General features: G+C 74.0%; 15 protein-coding genes. 6 read left to right on the forward strand and 9 right to left on the reverse strand.

The window, feature by feature from the left end:
• Positions 1 to 37: 37 nt before the first annotated feature.
• Positions 38 to 1,213, reverse strand: coding sequence for a glycerophosphodiester phosphodiesterase (locus ACFQ8C_RS05535; RefSeq protein ID WP_383452538.1), 1,176 nt, complete (start codon positions 1,211 to 1,213; stop codon positions 38 to 40).
• A gap of 274 nt (positions 1,214 to 1,487) precedes the next feature.
• Here ACFQ8C_RS05535 and ACFQ8C_RS05540 point away from each other — a divergent pair, with 274 nt between their 5' ends.
• Positions 1,488 to 2,111, forward strand: coding sequence for a lysophospholipid acyltransferase family protein (locus ACFQ8C_RS05540; RefSeq protein ID WP_383452623.1), 624 nt, complete (start codon positions 1,488 to 1,490; stop codon positions 2,109 to 2,111).
• Positions 2,112 to 2,177: 66 nt separating this feature from the next.
• Here ACFQ8C_RS05540 and ACFQ8C_RS05545 read toward each other — a convergent pair whose 3' ends face one another.
• Together ACFQ8C_RS05545 and ACFQ8C_RS05550 are read right to left on the reverse strand one after the other, a co-directional pair.
• On the reverse strand, positions 2,178 to 3,719 hold the full coding sequence (locus ACFQ8C_RS05545) for an MFS transporter (protein WP_383452625.1): 1,542 nt from the start codon (positions 3,717 to 3,719) through the stop codon (positions 2,178 to 2,180).
• Positions 3,719 to 4,270 (reverse strand): TetR/AcrR family transcriptional regulator, encoded by a 552-nt coding sequence (locus ACFQ8C_RS05550; RefSeq protein WP_030756176.1) that lies wholly within the window; start codon positions 4,268 to 4,270, stop codon positions 3,719 to 3,721. The genes ACFQ8C_RS05545 and ACFQ8C_RS05550 overlap by 1 nt, the downstream gene beginning before the upstream one ends.
• 85 nt (positions 4,271 to 4,355) lie before the next feature.
• On the opposite strand from ACFQ8C_RS05550, the gene ACFQ8C_RS05555 reads away from it, so the two are divergent.
• On the forward strand, positions 4,356 to 4,865 hold the full coding sequence (locus ACFQ8C_RS05555; RefSeq protein ID WP_383452540.1) for an HAD domain-containing protein: 510 nt from the start codon (positions 4,356 to 4,358) through the stop codon (positions 4,863 to 4,865).
• Positions 4,866 to 4,897: 32 nt separating this feature from the next.
• Here ACFQ8C_RS05555 and argH read toward each other — a convergent pair whose 3' ends face one another.
• On the reverse strand, positions 4,898 to 6,328 hold the full coding sequence (gene argH / locus ACFQ8C_RS05560) for an argininosuccinate lyase (protein ID WP_383452542.1): 1,431 nt from the start codon (positions 6,326 to 6,328) through the stop codon (positions 4,898 to 4,900).
• Positions 6,329 to 6,466: 138 nt separating this feature from the next.
• Between argH and ACFQ8C_RS05565 the strand changes: the two genes are divergently transcribed.
• From ACFQ8C_RS05565 to ACFQ8C_RS05580, 4 genes are all read left to right on the forward strand, one after another.
• On the forward strand, positions 6,467 to 8,458 hold the full coding sequence (locus tag ACFQ8C_RS05565; RefSeq protein ID WP_383452544.1) for a hypothetical protein: 1,992 nt from the start codon (positions 6,467 to 6,469) through the stop codon (positions 8,456 to 8,458).
• A 61-nt stretch (positions 8,459 to 8,519) separates the two neighbouring features.
• A complete protein-coding gene (locus ACFQ8C_RS05570; RefSeq protein ID WP_383452546.1) occupies positions 8,520 to 9,668 on the forward strand; it encodes a hypothetical protein in 1,149 nt (382 codons plus the stop codon).
• 51 nt (positions 9,669 to 9,719) lie between these two features.
• On the forward strand, positions 9,720 to 10,325 hold the full coding sequence (locus tag ACFQ8C_RS05575) for a pyridoxamine 5'-phosphate oxidase family protein (RefSeq protein WP_383452548.1): 606 nt from the start codon (positions 9,720 to 9,722) through the stop codon (positions 10,323 to 10,325).
• Between the two features lie 38 nt (positions 10,326 to 10,363).
• Complete coding sequence (locus tag ACFQ8C_RS05580; RefSeq protein WP_383452550.1) at positions 10,364 to 11,068, forward strand: L,D-transpeptidase; 705 nt, start codon at positions 10,364 to 10,366, stop codon at positions 11,066 to 11,068.
• 34 nt (positions 11,069 to 11,102) lie between these two features.
• Here ACFQ8C_RS05580 and ACFQ8C_RS05585 read toward each other — a convergent pair whose 3' ends face one another.
• Genes ACFQ8C_RS05585 through argC form a run of 5 tightly spaced genes read right to left on the reverse strand, consistent with a single transcriptional unit; the run spans position 11,103 to position 15,942 of the window.
• Positions 11,103 to 11,639, reverse strand: a complete 537-nt coding sequence (locus ACFQ8C_RS05585) for an arginine repressor (protein WP_351101052.1) — start codon at positions 11,637 to 11,639, stop codon at positions 11,103 to 11,105.
• Between the two features lie 7 nt (positions 11,640 to 11,646).
• On the reverse strand, positions 11,647 to 12,852 hold the full coding sequence (locus ACFQ8C_RS05590) for an acetylornithine transaminase (RefSeq protein ID WP_383452554.1): 1,206 nt from the start codon (positions 12,850 to 12,852) through the stop codon (positions 11,647 to 11,649).
• On the reverse strand, positions 12,849 to 13,754 hold the full coding sequence (gene argB / locus ACFQ8C_RS05595; RefSeq protein ID WP_383452556.1) for an acetylglutamate kinase: 906 nt from the start codon (positions 13,752 to 13,754) through the stop codon (positions 12,849 to 12,851). The genes ACFQ8C_RS05590 and argB overlap by 4 nt, the downstream gene beginning before the upstream one ends.
• Positions 13,751 to 14,917 (reverse strand): bifunctional glutamate N-acetyltransferase/amino-acid acetyltransferase ArgJ, encoded by a 1,167-nt coding sequence (gene argJ, locus ACFQ8C_RS05600; RefSeq protein ID WP_383452558.1) that lies wholly within the window; start codon positions 14,915 to 14,917, stop codon positions 13,751 to 13,753. The genes argB and argJ overlap by 4 nt, the downstream gene beginning before the upstream one ends.
• Positions 14,914 to 15,942: an N-acetyl-gamma-glutamyl-phosphate reductase gene (argC, locus tag ACFQ8C_RS05605; protein ID WP_383452560.1), complete on the reverse strand. Its 1,029-nt coding sequence runs from the start codon at positions 15,940 to 15,942 to the stop codon at positions 14,914 to 14,916. The genes argJ and argC overlap by 4 nt, the downstream gene beginning before the upstream one ends.
• Positions 15,943 to 16,052: the final 110 nt, after the last annotated feature.

A 16,052-nucleotide genomic window follows, 5' to 3' on the forward strand; every position in this document is an offset into this window, starting at 1 on the left:
CGGTCGGCGTACGGCACCGACCGGGCGGCGGGCCGGGTCAGCGGGCGCGGAAGTCCTCGGCGGCGAGCAGGGCGGTGTCCGCGTGGTCCGAGAAGATGCCGTCGATGCCGGTCCCGAAGTACCGCTTCAGGGCGCCGAAGGCGTCGCCGTAGGCGGCCGGGTCGGTGCCCACGCGGTAGTCGGCGGGCAGGAAGGCGTTCTCGTTGCGCTGGGTGTACGGGTGGAGGATCAGGCCCTCCGCGTGGGCGTCCCGCACCAGGGTGGTGGGGGTGGTGAGCCGGCCCGTGGCGTCCTTGGGGATCACCAGGTCGAGGGTGGGGCCGATGCCCTGGGCGTACGAGGCGATCCAGCGCAGTCCGGCCGGGGTGACGAGGTCGGCGACGGTGCGCGGGTCGCCGGACTCGACGAAGTCCCAGGGGCGGGTGTTCGCCCCGGAGAGCAGCACCACCAGCGGGGAGTCGACCAGCTTCGACAGGCGCCGGACGCTGCCGGGCTCGAAGGACTGGAGGAAGACGGCGGAGTCCGCGCGGTGACGGCCGTGGCGGCGGAGCAGCTTCGCCAGGCGCTCCTCCAGGGCGAGGCCGATCGAGCGGAAGTACGTGGGGTGCTTGGTCTCGACGTGGAGCCAGATCTCGCGGCCCCGGCGCCGGCCCTCCTCGTCGGCCCAGCGGAGCACCTCCTCGAAGGTGGGGATCGTCCAGCGGCCGTCGTAGAGGGTGTTCTCCTGGCGGGTGCCGGGGATGCGCTCCTTGGCGCGGAGGGTCTTCAGCTCGGCGAGGGTGAAGTCCTCGGTGAACCAGCCGGTGTACGAGACGCCGTCGACCGACTTCGTGGTCTTCCGGGAGGCGAACTCGGGGTGGTCGGCGACGTCGGTGGTGCCGGTGATGTCGTTCTCGTGGCGGCAGACCAGGTGCCCGTCCCTGGTGGGGACGAGGTCCTGCTCGATGACGTGCGCGCCGAGGTCCAGGGCGTGCCGGTAGGAGCCGAGGGTGTGCTCGGGGCGGTAGCCGCTGGCGCCCCGGTGGGCGATGACGGTCGGGACGGGGAGCGAGCGGTAGCCGCGTCCGTGGCCCTGGCCGTGGGGGCGGCCGGAGTCGGCGGCCCGCGCCGGGCCCGCGCCGGCGGCGAGCACGGCGGGGGCGCCGAACGCGGCGGCGCCGGCCGCTCCGAGTACCGTGCGGCGGGCCGGGGTCCGGGGTGCGCCCTGGGTCATGGAGGTCCTCCTGTGTGATGTCCCGCACCTGTCATGGGGTGGACCCGACGGTAGGCAGCACTCGCCTACGGGCGGCGGACCTGGGCCGAACATGGCGTAAACACGCGTCAACACCGTGTATCCGTTCGGTGAACCCGATGTGCGCACGGCGGTGACCCGCGAGTATCGTCCGGTGCTGCACCGTCGGCTCCCGGGAGCCGCCCGCCCGACACCGGAGGAACCGTTGTCCCGTCACGCGATCGTCAAGGCCACCCTCGGTCCGATCCTGCGCCTGATGTTCCGCCCCCGTGTCGAGGGCGCCGAGAACGTCCCCGGGACCGGGCCGGTGATCCTCGCGGGCAACCACCTCACCTTCATCGACTCGATGATCATGCCGATCTGCCTGGACCGGCAGGTCTTCTTCATCGGCAAGGACGAGTACGTCACGGGCAAGGGGATCAAGGGCCGGCTGATGGCCTGGTTCTTCACCAGCGTCGGCATGATCCCGGTGGACCGGGACGGCGGCCGGGGCGGTGCGGCGGCGCTGATGACGGGCCGCCGGGTGCTGGAGGAGGGCAGGATCTTCTCGATCTACCCGGAGGGCACCCGCTCCCCCGACGGCCGGCTCTACCGGGGCCGTACGGGCGTGGCGCGGCTGACGCTGATGACCGGCGCGCCGGTCATCCCCTTCGCGATGATCGGCACGGACAAGGCGCAGCCGGGCGGCGCGGGCTTCCCGCGCCCGGTGCAGGTGACCGTCCGCTTCGGCGAGCCGCTGGAGTTCTCCCGCTACGAGGGCATGGACCGCGACCGGTACGTGCTGCGGGCGGTGACGGACTCGGTGATGGCGGAGGTCATGCGGCTGTCGGGGCAGGAGTACGTGGACATGTACGCCACGAAGGCGAAGGAGGCCGCGTAGCGGTCGGCCCGTACGCGTGAGGGCGCCCTCGGAGTCGTTCCGGGGGCGCCCTTCCGCGTGGGTGCGTCAGTGCTCGACGCCGTCCGCGAGCTTCTGGCCCCTGAGGAGGAACCAGGCGGCGACGGCGGTGGCGAGGAGGACGGCCGCGCCGACGCCGGCGGCGATCCGCAGGCCGTCGACGAAGGCGTCCTGGGCGGCCGTGACGAGGGCGCCGGCCTGGGCCGGGGCGAGGGCCGAGGAGGCCTCGACGGCTCCGCCGAGCGAGTCGTGGGCGGCCGCGGCGACGTCCGAGGGGACGCCGGGCGGGGTGGCGAAGCCCTGGTAGACGCCGGTCACGATGGAGCCCAGGACGGCGATGCCGAGGGCGGCGCCGAGCTCGTACGCCGTCTCGGAGACGGCGGACGCGGAACCGGCCTGGTCCTTGGGCACGCTGGAGAGGATCACGTCGGCGGTGACGGTGAAGGCGAGGCCCGCGCCGACGCCGACGACGAGGAGGCTCGCGCCGAGGACCGGGTAGCCGGTGGTGCGGCCGATGACGGTCAGGACCGCGAGGGCGAGACCGATGGCGGCGAGGCCGCCGGTGACGGCCGCGCGGACCGAGAAGCGGCGGGCGAACCGGCCGGCGAGCAGGCCGGCCGTCACCGATCCGATGGCGGCGGGCAGCTCGGCGAGGCCGGCCTCCAGCGGGGTGCGGCCCTGGACCAGCTGGAAGTACTGGGACAGGAAGAACACCAGGCCGGCGAGGCCGAGGATGGTCAGCAGATCGGCGAGGACGGCGCCGGAGAAGCCGCGGTTGCGGAAGAGGCGCATGTCCAGGAGCGGGGCCGGCAGGGTGAGCTGACGGCGGACGAACCAGGTGAGGCCGCCGGCGCCGACGAGCGCGGCGACGGCCACGTCGAGGGTGGGGCCGTGCGAGGCCAGCTCCTTGACGGCGTAGACGACGCCGATCATGCCGACGAGGGAGAGGCCGACGCTGGGCAGGTCCCACGGGCCCGGGTTCGGGTTCTTCGACTCGGGGATCAGCTTGACGCCGACGACGACCAGGACGGCCATGACGGGCAGGTTGATGAGGAAGACCGAGCCCCACCAGAAGTGCTCCAGGAGGAAGCCTCCGACGACCGGGCCGACGGCGGCGCCGGCCGAGGCCATGGCGCCCCAGATGCCGATGGCGAGGCTGCGCTCGCGCGGGTCGTGGAAGAGGTTCCGGATGAGGGCCAGGGTGGATGGCATCAGGGTCGCGCCGGCGACGCCGAGCAGCGCGCGGGCGGCGATCATCATCTCGGGGCTGGTCGCGTAGGCGTTCAGGACCGAGACGGCGCCGAACGCGGTGGCGCCGACGAGGAGCAGCTTCTTGCGGCCGATGCGGTCGCCGAGGCTGCCCATGGAGACCAGCAGGCCGGCGATGACGAACGAGTAGACGTCGCCGATCCAGAGCAGCTGGGTGCCGGTGGGCTTCAGGTCCTCGGAGAGGAACGGGGTCGCCAGGCCGAGCACGGTGGCGTCCACGGCCACGAGCAGCACGGCCAGGACGAGCACGGCGAGGGCGAGCCACCGGCCGGGACGGCGCACGCCCTCGATATGGCTCTCGTGCCGGACGGTTTCGGTGATCACTTCTCCACGCTCCTGCGCGCTCCGCCGAGCAGCAGCTCGGCGATCATGTAAGAAAAGTCGTTGGCGGCGACCCGCCCGTCGGCGACGGCCCAGGCTCCCGAGCCGATCAGCCCGTAGAACGCCTCGCACAGCCAGGCGGGGCTCAGGTCGATCCGGAAGGTGCCCTCCTCCTGGCCGCGCCGGAAGAGGGCGACGAGCCGGGCGTCGAGCCGGGCCCAGCCCTCGTTCTGCCCGTCGCCCTCGAACAGCTGGTTCTCGGTGACGAGGAAGGCGAGCAGCGGGGCGGCGGGCTCGGAGGCGGCGACGAGCCTGCGGACGGCCTCGTCCGCGGGCCCCTCCTCGATGCGGGCCGTGTCGAGCGCGGCCTCCGCCTCCTCGATGCACATCTGCTCCAGCGCCCGCACGAGGGCGTCCCGGCCGGCGAAGTGCCGGTGCAGGGTGGCCCGGCCGATGCCGGCGGCCCGGGCGACCTCGTCCATGGTGGCGGTCGCCTTGCGGGAGAGCAGGGCGGCGGCGGTGCGGAGCACCTGGGTGCGGTCGACTGACATGAGACGACCATACACCGAATGAGACATGAATGTCTCACTTGAAATTCTGATGCCTCACCGAGGGGCGGAACGGAATGCTGTGGACATGACGAAGCCGCTGCTGCTGATCGACGTGGACGGACCGCTCAACCCCTACGCGGCGCAGGCCGAGCGCCGGCCGGAGGGATACACGACCCATCGGATGCGGCCGACCGGCTGGTTCGAGACCAAGCCGCTGCGGGTGTGGCTGAACCCTGAGCACGGGGCGGAGCTGCTCGCGCTGGCGGAGGCGTACGAGCTGACGTGGGCGACGACGTGGAAGGGCGAGGCCAACGAGTGGATCGGGCCCCACCTGGGGCTGCCCGAGCTGCCGTTCGTCGACTGGCCGGAAATGCACGGGGCCGCCCCGCGCGGGACGTTCTGGAAGACCCAGTACATCCTGGAGTACGCGCAGGGGCGGCCGTTCGCGTGGGTGGACGACGACATCACGCCGTACGACCACGAGTACGTGGAGCAGAGACACCTCACCGCCGCCCTGCTGCTGCACGTCGACCCCCGGCTGGGACTGCTCCGGCCGGACTTCGACAGGCTCGCGGACTGGGCGGCGGCGCTGTGACGCCGTGACGCTGTGGGGTGACCCCTTCGGGGCTACTTCCGCTTGGCGGTGGCCCAGGCGTGCTGGATCACCAGGTCGGCCTTGACCTCGACGAGCTGGGCGGCGACGGCGGAGGGGGCGGTGCCGCCCCGGCCGTCGCGGGAGGCGAGGGCGCCCGGGACGTTGAGGACGGTGCGGACCTCGGGGGTGAGGTGCTCGGAGATCTTGGCGAACTGCTCGTCGGTCAGCCCGTCCAGCTCCTTGCCCTCGGACTCGGCGACCTTCACGCACTCGCCGGCCACCTCGTGCGCGACCCGGAACGGCACGCCCTGCTTGACCAGCCACTCGGCGATGTCGGTGGCGAGCGAGAAGCCGGCCGGGGCCAGCTCCTCCATGCGCTCCCGGTTGACGGTGAGCGTGGCCATCATGCCGGTGAAGGCGGGGAGCAGGACCTCCAGCTGGTCGCAGGAGTCGAAGACCGGCTCCTTGTCCTCCTGGAGGTCGCGGTTGTAGGCGAGCGGCAGGGCCTTGAGGGTGGCCATCAGGCCGGAGAGGTTGCCGATGAGGCGGCCGGACTTGCCCCGGGCGAGCTCCGCGATGTCCGGGTTCTTCTTCTGCGGCATGATCGACGAGCCGGTGGAGAAGGCGTCGTGGAGGGTCACGAAGGAGAACTCCTTCGTGTTCCAGATGATGATCTCCTCGGCGATCCGGGAGAGGTTGACCCCGATCATCGCGGTGATGAAGGCGAACTCGGCGACGAAGTCACGGGAGGCCGTGCCGTCGATCGAGTTGCCGGCCGAGCCGCGCTCGAAGCCGAGGTCCTTGGCGACCGCCTCCGGGTCGAGCCCGAGGGAGGAGCCGGCCAGGGCACCCGAGCCGTACGGGGAGACCGCCGTCCGGGTGTCCCACTGACGCAGCCGCTCGGCGTCCCGGGAGAACGCCTGGGCGTGGGCGAGGACGTGGTGGGCGAAGAGCACCGGCTGGGCGTGCTGGAGGTGGGTCCGGCCCGGCATGGCGACGTCCGGGTGCGCCTCGGCGAGGCCGACGAGCGCGTCCTGGAGCTCGGCGACGAGCCCGCCGATGATCCGGGCGTGGTCCCGCAGGTACATCCGGAAGAGGGTGGCGACCTGGTCGTTCCGGGACCGGCCGGCCCGCAGCTTGCCGCCGAGCTCGGCGCCGAGGCGCTCCAGGAGGCCGCGCTCCAGGGCGGTGTGGACGTCCTCGTCGGCGATGGTGCCGACGAAGGACCCGTCGGCGACGTCCGCCTCCAGCCGGTCCAGGCCGTCCAGCATGCGGGTCAGCTCGTCCTCGGTGAGCAGCCCGGCCTTGTGCAGCACGCGCGCGTGGGCCCGGGAGCCGGCGATGTCGTAGGGCGCGAGGCGCCAGTCGAAGTGGACCGAGGCGGAGAGCTTCGCGAGGGCCTCGGCCGGGCCGTCGGCGAAGCGACCGCCCCAGAGCCGGACGTCACCGTTGTTGCTGCTCACTTCTGGTTGCTCCTCGCCTCGACTACCGGGACCACTAATGCATGAGTATGCAGAACTCCGCATGATTCGTCAATCGAGGGCCGGCCCGGGAGGAAAACCCCAGGTCGGCACGGTGATCGCGGGGATACAGTCCGCCGCATGACGAGCGAACGACTCCTGGGTCCCACGCACTACCTTCGCGGGGGAGAACGTCTTCTGCACGGCAAGGACACGGCCTCGGCGGCGGGTGCCGGGCGCGCGGAGGACTGGGTACGGCTCGACTCCGACGTCTTCACCGGGACCCTGAACCGCGTCGCCGGATGGCGGACGCGGTCGTCCTTCCGCCTCGGCGCCCACTGGTTCGACGACCGCGAGGTCGCGGACTGGGACACCGCCCCTTACTGGGACGAGAACGCCGGAGAGGGCGGCGCACCGTCCTGGCGACACCCGCCCACCCCGTCCGAACTCGCGCTGTGCCTGTGCCACGCGGACGCCCGGGTCCGGGCCGCGGCCCTGGACGCGGCCGGCCCGGCGGCGCCGCCGCCCCTGCTGCTCCTCCGCTGCGCGGACGGCGACGGGCTGGTACGGGAGCGCGCCCGCGCCGCCTTCGCCCGGGCCCTCGACACCGCCGGCGACGACACCGCGCGGTCCCTCGCCGCGCTCGCGCTGCGCGTGGGCGCGCGGCAGCACGGCCGCTGGGGGCGCGACGCGGTGATCGACCGGATCGGCGGCGTCCCGGAGGACGCGGTGCGGGAGCTGCGGGCGAGCGGGGGCTGGGACCGGTGGGACGCCCGGAAGGCCGGGATACGGGCCGGAGCGGAGTCCGGAGCGCTGGACGAGGACGCGCTGTACGAGATCGCCCTGACGGCCCGCGACCCGGGCGAGCGGCTCGAAGGGCTCCGAGGTGCGCTCGGCAACCGCCGGGACCTCGCCGCGCGGAGGCGGTTCCTCGGGTTCCTGGAGGTGGCCGAGGGCTCCGAGGTGCGCGTCCTCGCGCTCCGGTACGCCGCGGACGCCGGCCTGCTCACCGTCGACGACCTGGCCGGGATCGCCCTCGGCCACCGCGACCGCCACGTCCGACGCCACGCCGCGCGCGGGCTGGTGCGACGGGCCGGGCAGGGCGCCCGGCCGGCCCCGCCGTCGGCGTCGGCATCGGGCGCGGGCGCGGTTGAAGCGCCGTCGTGCCCCTCCGGGGGCGCGCCGCCCGCCCCGCCGTCGGGCACGGCCGTCGAGGCCGCCGTGGCGCGGCTGTCGGACGCCTCCGACCCTGCCGTCCGGGGCACGGCCGTGGCGTGGCTGCGGGCGGGAGGGAGCGGCGACGGGCTCGTGGCGCATCTCGCCGACCCCTCCCCCTGGGTGCGCGGGCTCGCCCGCGACGGCCTGCGGGAGGCGGGGGGCGATCCGCGCGCCCGCCTCCGCGCGCTCTGCGCCGACCCCGCCGCCCTCACGGCCCCGGCCGTCAGCGCGCTCGCGGAGGAGCGCCACCCGGAGGACGTCCCCCTGCTCCGCGCCCTCACCCGGCACGCGGACGGCGCCGTACGGGCCCGGGCGCTGGGCGGGCTGCGGCTGCTGGGCGCCCTGGAGGACGGGGAGCTGCCGCCGTACGCGGACGATCCCGATCCCCGCGTCGGCGCGGTCGTGCTGCGCGCCCTGCGGGACGATCCCGAAGCCCTGCGGAGGCTGCTGGCGCACCGGCACGCGCGCGTGCGGGCGCGGGCCCTGGTCCTGCTCTCGCACCGCCACGGCCTCGGCTGGGACGAGGCCGTGGCGCACCTCGCCGACCCGGCGCCGGAGATGGCCCGGGCCGCGCGCGGGGCGCTCAGGGGCGCCTCCCGCGGTGCCTCCACAGAGCGGCTGATCGCCTGCACGGCCCCCGGCGAGGCACCCGCGCTACGCGGGCTCGCCATGAAGCTCCTCGGAAACCGCTACGCCCCCGAGGGCCTGCTCAACGCCCTGCGCCTGCTGGACGACCCCCAGCCTGAGGTGCGCGCGGTCGCGCGCGACCGGGCCCTGCAAGTGGTGTGGGACAGCAAGGCCGCCGAGGGCCCGCACGCGGACGGGATCCGGGCCCTCGCCGAGGCGAACGCCGAGCGGATCGCCACCTGGTGGGCCGAGCGGAAGGAGCGCCGCCGGGCGGCTCGCGGCGCGTGAGCCCCGCGGCGGCCGGGAAAACCCCGGGCGGGTGCGGGCCGACGCCGTCTAGCCTCCGCGCATGAGGAACGAGGTGGAGTCGCGGCGGGCGGCGGTACGGCGGCTGGGGCGGGGTCTCCCCCTGGAGCGGGTGCTGGACGTGACGCGGCCGAAGGCGTGGGCCGATCTGGACGAGGACGTGCGGCGGGCGGTCGTCCACGGCGACCTGAAGCCGTCGCACGAGTGGCTCACCGGAGCGTCGGGCCCCGGGTGGCGGCGGCTGTGGCGGACGGCCCCCGCCCCCGCCCCGCGGGCACCGGCGGAGGCGCGGCTCGCGCTCGCGCTGTGCGACCCCGACGGGCGGATCCGGGAGGCCGCGCTGCCGTACGCGGCGGGACGGCCGGAACTGCTGCCGCTGGTCGCGATCCGGGCCGCGGACTGGGCGGGGCCGGTACGCGCGCGTGCCCTGGCCCTGCTGCGGGCGGAGCTGCCCACCGCCCCGTACGGGACCCTCGCCGTCACGGCGCCGGTGATCCTGCGGCTCGCCGCCCGGCTGCGGGGCGGGGAGGCCGTCGAGCTGCTGGACGGGCTGCTGCGGGCCTGGCCCGGCGCGGCCGTCACCCGGCTGCTCCTCGGCTGCCGCGACGCGCCCACCCGGCGGGCCGCGCTCTCCGTCGTCCTCGACCGCGGGCTGTACGACGGCCTCGGCCTGGCCCTGGTGGCCGCCGGGGACCACGACCCGGTGGTGCAGGAGCGGGCCGCCTCGGCGGCGGTCGCGGCCGGTGAGCCCGACGCGACCGTGCCCGTGCTGCTCGGGGCGCGGTTCGGCCGGGTCCGGGCGGCCGGGGTGACCGCGCTGCGCGGGGCCGGCCGGCACGCGGAGGCGGAGCCGTACCTCCACGACCGGTCGGGGCGGACCCGGGCCTGCGCCCGGTGGGTGGTGCGGCAGGGCGGGGGCGACCCGGTCGCCGTGTACCGGGCCGCCTGTACGGGGCCGGACGTGCCGGACCGGGCGCCGCTCGGGCTCGGGGAGTGCGGGACGCGGGCCGAGGACGCGCCCCTGCTGCGGGAGTTGACGGAGCATCGGAGCGGGCGGGTGCGGGCCTCGGCGGTCGCCGGGCTGCGGCTGCTCGACGCGGTGGAGCCGGCGCGGATGACGGCGCTGCTCGACGATCCCGAGCCCGCCGTCGTACGGGAGGCACGGCGTGCCCTGTGGCCCTGGTCCGGCTGATCCCGTGAGACGACCCGGCACGGGACGGCGCCCGCCACGGATGATGACGCCATGGGAAAAACGTATGAGCGCATCGACGGACGGCTGCGTGCCTTCATCGAGGACCAGCCCCTCTACTTCACCGCCACCGCGCCGCTGTCCGGCGACGGGCACGTCAACCTCTCGCCCAAGGGGCGGAAGGGGACGCTCGTCGTCCTCGACGAACTGACCCTCGCCTACGTGGACTTCGGCGGCAGCAGCGCCGAGACCCTCGCCCATCTCCGGGAGCCCGGCAACGGGCGGATCACCCTCATGTGGACCGCCTTCTCCGGGCCGCCGACCGTGGTGCGGGTCCACGGCGACGGGGAGGCCGTGCTGCGGGACGACCCGCGCTGGCCCGAACTCCTCGGCCGCTTCCCCGAGGAGGCGGTGAAGGACCAGATCAGCGCGCGGGCGATCGTCCTGGTGCACGCCCGGCGGATCAGCGACTCCTGCGGCTTCGCGGTGCCGGTGATGGAGTACCGGGAGGAGCGGTCGCTGCACGCCGAGTTCTTCAACCGGAAGACGGACGAGGAGTTCAACACCTACTGCGAGGGCAAGGAGCACATCGCCACCAGCATCGACGGACTGCCCGCCCTGCCGCTGCCGCTGCCGCCGCTCCCCCGGTCGGGTCAGTAGCCTGGCCGACGCGCGACCGGCCGCCTAGCGTCACCGCCATGCGCATCCTCCTCGCGTTCGGCGCCGCGCTGGCCTCGCTGGCCTCCGCGCCGACCCTCCCGCCGGCTCCCCCGCCGGCTCCGCTGCCCGCGCGGATGGCGGACACCGGCGGCGGGTCCCAGCTGATCACCGCCGTCGCCGCCGACACCTCCGCCACCACCGGGACCGTCACCTGGTGGGACCGGCGGGGCGGGCGGTGGGTGCGGGCGGGGTCGGCGCGGGGGCGGTTCGGCGCCGGAGGGCTGACCGAGGGGGCCACCCGGCGGCAGGGGACGAACACCACGCCGACCGGGCTCTACGACCTGCCGTACGCGTTCGGGATCCGGCCCGCCCCGGCCGGCACGCGCTACCGGTACGTGCGGGCCACCGAGGACTCGTGGTGGTGCCAGGACAACGACTCGCGCGCGTACAACCGCTGGGTCGAGAAGCTGCCGGCGGACTGCCGCGCCGGGGAGGCCGAGCACATCGTCGCGTACGGGACGCAGTACGCCCACGCGCTCGTCATCGGCTTCAACTACGCCCGCCCGGTGCGGATGCGCGGCGCCGGGATCTTCCTGCACGTCGACGGCCGGGGCGCCACGGCGGGTTGCGTCTCCGTGCCGGCGGACGCGATGCGGGCGATCCTGGCCTGGGCGGATCCTGAGCGGCGGCCGCACATCGCCGTCGGCACCCGGCGGGGGCCGACGGCGATCCTGCGGTACTGAGCCTCCCCCGGGTCCGGGAGACGGCGGGGCGGGTTCAGCCGCCCTTCTGCGCGAGGCGCAGCAGGTGGTCGGCGAGGGCCTGACCGCCGGTGGGGTCACGGGAGATGAGCAGCAGGGTGTCGTCGCCCGCGATGGTGCCGAGGATGGCGTGGAGCTCGGCCTGGTCGATGGCCGACGCGAGGAACTGGGCGGCGCCCGGCGGGGTCCGCAGCACCACCAGGTTGGCGGACGCCTCGGCGGAGATGAGGAGTTCGCCGGAGAGGCGGCGCATCCGCTCCTCCTTGGCGGACTCCCCGAGCGGGGCCTGCGGGGTGCGGAAGCCGCCCTCGCTGGGGACCGCGTAGATCAGCTCGCCGCCGGTGTTGCGGATCTTCACCGCGCCGAGCTCGTCGAGGTCGCGGGAGAGCGTCGCCTGGGTGACGCTCAGCCCGTCGTCCGCGAGGAGCTTGGCGAGCTGGCTCTGCGACCGCACCGGCTGCCGGTTGAGGATGTCGACGATCCTGCGGTGGCGTGCGGTGCGGGTCTGCGGGACCGACGGCCCTCCGTGCTCGTTCCCCTGCGCGTCGGTCATCGTCGCCTCATTCTCCGGTTCGTCCTTGCCCGTTCGCCTCGTACGCCTTCCGCAGGACGGCCGGCAGGGCCTGGAGGAAAGTGTCCGCCTCGGCGTCGGTGAGGACCAGCGGAGGCATGATCCGTACGACGTCGGGGGCGGGCGCGTTCACCAGGAGGCCGGCGTCCTGAGCCGCCTGCTGCACTTGGGGCGCGAGGGGCTCGGTGAGCACGATACCCAGCAGGAGGCCCGCACCACGGACATGGGAGACCAGCGGGTGGCCGAGGCCCTCGATTCCGGAGCGCAGCCGCTCGCCGACGGCCTTGACGTGGTCGAGGGCCGCGTCGGCGCCGAGGGTGTCCAGGACGGCGAGACCGGCGGCGCACGCGACCGGGTTGCCGCCGAAGGTGGTGCCGTGGTGGCCGGGGGCGAAGAGCTCGGCGGCCGCGCCGAAGGCGACGGTGGCGCCGAGCGGCAGGCCGCCGCCGAGGCCCTTGGCGAGGGTGACGACGTCGGGGTCGACGCCCTCGTGGGCCTGGTGCTCGAACCAGTGGCCGCACCGGCCGATGCCGGTCTGGACCTCGTCGAGGACGAGCAGGGTGCCGGTGGCGCGGGTGATCTCCCGGGCGGCCTTGAGGTAGCCGGCCGGCGGGACGACGACGCCGTTCTCGCCCTGGACGGGCTCGATGATGACGAAGGCCGTCTCCTCGGTGACGGCGGCGCGCAGCGCCTCCACGTCGCCGTACGGGACGTGGGTGACGTCGCCGGGCAGCGGCAGGAACGGGCCCTGCTTGCCGGGCTGGCCGGTGAGGGCGAGGGAGCCCATGGTGCGGCCGTGGAAGCCGCCGTCGGTGGCCACCATGTGGGTGCGGCCGGTGAGCCGGCCGATCTTGAACGCGGCCTCGTTGGCCTCGGCGCCCGAGTTGCAGAAGAAGACCTTGCCCGGGCGGCCGAAGAGGTCGAGGAGCCGCTCGGCGAGGGCGACGGGCGGTTCGGCGACGAAGAGGTTGGAGACGTGGCCGAGGCTCCGGATCTGGCGGCTGACGGCCTCGACGACGGCCGGGTGCGCGTGGCCGAGGGCGTTGACCGCGATGCCGCCGACGAAGTCCAGGTACTCCCGGCCGTCGGCGTCCCAGACCCTGGCGCCCTCGCCGCGGACGAGGGAGAGGCGCGGGGTGCCGTAGTTGTTCATGAGCGAGCCCTGCCACCGCTCGCTCAGCCGGTCGTTGCTCATGCTTTCCCCTGCCCGTCCGGCACGACCATCGTGCCGATGCCCTCGTCGGTGAAGATCTCCAGGAGGATGGAGTGCTGGACGCGCCCGTCGATCACGCGGGCGGTGGTGACGCCGTTCCGCACGGCGTGCAGGCAGCCCTCCATCTTGGGCACCATGCCGCTGGACAGCTCGGGCAGCAGCTTCTCCAGCTGGCTCGCGGTGAGCCGGCTGATGACCTCGTCGCTGTTCGGCCAGTCCTCGTAGAGGCCCTCGACGTCGGTGAGGACCATCAGGGTCTCGGCGCCCAGCGCCGCGGCGAGCGCCGCGGCCGCCGTGTCGGCGTTGACGTTGTAGACGTGCCCGTCGTCCTGGGAACGGGCGATGGAGGAGACGACCGGGATGCGGCCGTCCTCCAGGAGCGCCTGGATGGCGCCGGTGTCGATGGCGGTGATCTCGCCGACCCGGCCGATGTCGACGCGCTCGCCGTCGATCTCCGGCCGGTGCTTGGTGGCGGTGATGGTGTGGGCGTCCTCGCCGGTGAGTCCGACGGCGAGCGGGCCGTGCTGGTTGAGCAGCCCGACGAGCTCGCGCTGGACCTGGCCGGCGAGCACCATCCGTACGACGTCCATGGCGTCCTCGGTGGTGACCCGGAGGCCGGCCTTGAACTCGCTGACGATGCCGTGGCGGTCGAGCGCGGCGCTGATCTGGGGGCCGCCGCCGTGCACGACGACCGGCTTGAGGCCGGCGTGGCGCAGGAAGACGACGTCCTGGGCGAAGGCGGCCTTCAGCTCCTCGTCGATCATGGCGTTGCCGCCGAACTTGATGACGACGGTCTTGCCGTGGTGCCGGGTGAGCCAGGGCAGGGCCTCGATCAACGTCTGGGCCTTCGGGAGGGCGGTGTGCTTCCGCGTGGCGTTGCTCATGAGGAGTAGGCGCTGTTCTCGTGGACGTAGTCGGCGGTCAGGTCGTTGGCCCAGATCACGGCGGACTCGGAGCCGGCGGCGAGGTCGGCGGTGATGACGACCTCGCGGTAGCGCATGTCGACGAGCTCGCGGTCCTCGCCGACGGAGCCGTTCTTGCAGACCCAGACGCCGTTGATGGCGACGTTCAGCTCGTCGGGCTCGAAGGCGGCGGAGGTGGTGCCGATGGCGGAGAGCACCCGGCCCCAGTTGGGGTCCTCGCCGTGGATGGCGCACTTGAGGAGGTTGTTGCGGGCGATGGAGCGGCCCACCTCGACGGCGTCGTCCTCGGTGGCCGCGTTGACCACCTCGATGCGGATGTCCTTGCTGGCCCCCTCGGCGTCGCCGATGAGCTGGCGGGCGAGGTCGGCGCAGACCTCGCGGACGGCCTCGGCGAAGTCGTCCTGGGCAGGGGTGGCGCCGGAGGCGCCGGAGGCCAGGAGGAGGACGGTGTCGTTGGTGGACATGCAGCCGTCGGAGTCGACCCGGTCGAAGGTGAGGCGGGTGGCGGTCCGGAGGGCGGCGTCGAGTCCCTCGGCGTCGACGTCGGCGTCGGTGGTGAGGACGACGAGCATGGTGGCGAGGCCGGGGGCGAGCATGCCCGCGCCCTTCGCCATGCCGCCGACCGTCCAGCCGTCCTTGCCCGCGACGGCCGTCTTGTGGACGGTGTCGGTGGTCTTGATGGCGATGGCGGCCTTCTCCCCGCCGTGCGGGGAGAGTTCGGCGGCGGCCTTCTCGACGCCGGGGAGGAGCTTGTCCATGGGGAGGAGGACGCCGATGAGGCCGGTGGAGGCGACGGCCACCTCGCCGGCGCCGATCTCCGTGCCCTGTGCGCCGAGGACCTCGGCGACCTTCTCGGCGGTGGCGTGGGTGTCCTGGAAGCCCTGCGGGCCGGTGCAGGCGTTGGCGCCGCCGGAGTTGAGGACGACGGCCGTCAGCTCGCCGTCGGCGAGGACCTGCTGGGACCAGGTGACGGGGGCGGCCTTGACGCGGTTGGACGTGAAGACTCCCGCGGCGGCGCGGCGCGGCCCGGTGTTGACCACGAGGGCCAGGTCCGGGTTGCCGTTCTGCTTGATCCCGGCGGCGATGCCCGCCGCCGTGAATCCCTGCGCTGCGGTGACGCTCATGGAGCGACTCCAATCGTGGAGAGTCCGGTGTCCTCGGGAAGGCCGAGGGCGATGTTCATGCTCTGCACCGCGCCGCCGGCGGTGCCCTTGGTCAGGTTGTCGATGGCGCTGATCGCGATGATCCGGTGCGCGTTCGCGTCGTACGCGACCTGGATGTGAACGGCGTTGGAACCGTGGACGGACGCCGTGGCGGGCCACTGGCCCTCGGGGAGGAGGTGGACGAAGGGCTCGTCCGCGTACGCCTTCTCGTACGCGGCGCGCACGGCCTCGGCGGTCGTGCCGGGCTTCGCGGCGGCGGTGCAGGTGGCGAGGATGCCGCGGGGCATCGGGGCCAGGGTGGGGGTGAAGGAGACGGTGACCCGCTCGCCGGCCGGGCCGGAGAGGTTCTGGATCATCTCGGGGGTGTGCCGGTGGCCGCCGCCGACGCCGTACGGGGTCATGTTGCCCATCACCTCGCTGCCGAGGAGGTGCGGCTTGAGGGCCTTGCCGGCGCCGGAGGTGCCGGAGGCGGCGACGATCACGGCCTCGGGCTCGGCCAGCCCGTCCGCGTACGCCGGGAAGAGGGCGAGCGAGACGGCGGTGGGGTAGCAACCGGGCACCGCGATGCGCTTGGACCCCTCCAGCGCGGCGCGGGCGCCCGGCAGTTCGGGGAGGCCGTAGGGCCAGGTGCCGGCGTGCGGGGAGCCGTAGTACGTCTCCCAGTCGGCCGGGTCCTTCAGACGGAAGTCGGCGCCCATGTCCACGACGAGGACGTCGTCGCCGAGCTGCTCGGCGACGGCGGCGGACTGGCCGTGCGGGAGGGCGAGGAAGACGACGTCGTGTCCGGCGAGTTCCTCGGCGGTGGTGGGCGCGAGGACGCGGTCGGCGAGCGGCAGCAGGTGCGGCTGGAGGCCGCCGAGCCTCTGTCCGGCGTTGGAGTGGCCGGTGAGCGTGCCGATCTCGACCTGGGGGTGGGCGAGGAGAAGACGCAGGAGTTCCCCGCCCGCGTATCCGCTCGCGCCCGCGACTGCTGCTCGTACCGTCATCAATACCCTCCTCATGGATGGCATGACTATACGTGGCGTCGTAGTTTTATGCAACGAGGCCGTGCGCGTCGCGGGGCGGGCGTCGGGCGGCCGGGGCTCACACCGGTCGC

This window comes from Streptomyces sp. NPDC056503 (assembly GCF_042794995.1).
Classification (GTDB): Bacteria; Actinomycetota; Actinomycetes; order Streptomycetales; family Streptomycetaceae; genus Streptomyces.

What these genes read in the sequence shown, in the direction of transcription:
- ACFQ8C_RS05535 (WP_383452538.1), bottom strand. Translation starts at nt 1,213, where the DNA reads ATGACCCAGGGCGCACCCCGGACCCCGGCCCGCCGCACGGTACTCGGA.
- argC (WP_383452560.1), bottom strand. Translation starts at nt 15,942, where the DNA reads ATGACGGTACGAGCAGCAGTCGCGGGCGCGAGCGGATACGCGGGCGGG.
- ACFQ8C_RS05570 (WP_383452546.1), top strand. Translation starts at nt 8,520, where the DNA reads ATGAGGAACGAGGTGGAGTCGCGGCGGGCGGCGGTACGGCGGCTGGGG.
- argB (WP_383452556.1), bottom strand. Translation starts at nt 13,754, where the DNA reads ATGAGCAACGCCACGCGGAAGCACACCGCCCTCCCGAAGGCCCAGACG.
- ACFQ8C_RS05550 (WP_030756176.1), bottom strand. Translation starts at nt 4,270, where the DNA reads ATGTCAGTCGACCGCACCCAGGTGCTCCGCACCGCCGCCGCCCTGCTC.
- ACFQ8C_RS05555 (WP_383452540.1), top strand. Translation starts at nt 4,356, where the DNA reads ATGACGAAGCCGCTGCTGCTGATCGACGTGGACGGACCGCTCAACCCC.
- ACFQ8C_RS05575 (WP_383452548.1), top strand. Translation starts at nt 9,720, where the DNA reads ATGGGAAAAACGTATGAGCGCATCGACGGACGGCTGCGTGCCTTCATC.
- argJ (WP_383452558.1), bottom strand. Translation starts at nt 14,917, where the DNA reads ATGAGCGTCACCGCAGCGCAGGGATTCACGGCGGCGGGCATCGCCGCC.
- ACFQ8C_RS05580 (WP_383452550.1), top strand. Translation starts at nt 10,364, where the DNA reads ATGCGCATCCTCCTCGCGTTCGGCGCCGCGCTGGCCTCGCTGGCCTCC.
- ACFQ8C_RS05590 (WP_383452554.1), bottom strand. Translation starts at nt 12,852, where the DNA reads ATGAGCAACGACCGGCTGAGCGAGCGGTGGCAGGGCTCGCTCATGAAC.
- ACFQ8C_RS05585 (WP_351101052.1), bottom strand. Translation starts at nt 11,639, where the DNA reads ATGACCGACGCGCAGGGGAACGAGCACGGAGGGCCGTCGGTCCCGCAG.
- ACFQ8C_RS05540 (WP_383452623.1), top strand. Translation starts at nt 1,488, where the DNA reads ATGTTCCGCCCCCGTGTCGAGGGCGCCGAGAACGTCCCCGGGACCGGG.
- ACFQ8C_RS05565 (WP_383452544.1), top strand. Translation starts at nt 6,467, where the DNA reads ATGACGAGCGAACGACTCCTGGGTCCCACGCACTACCTTCGCGGGGGA.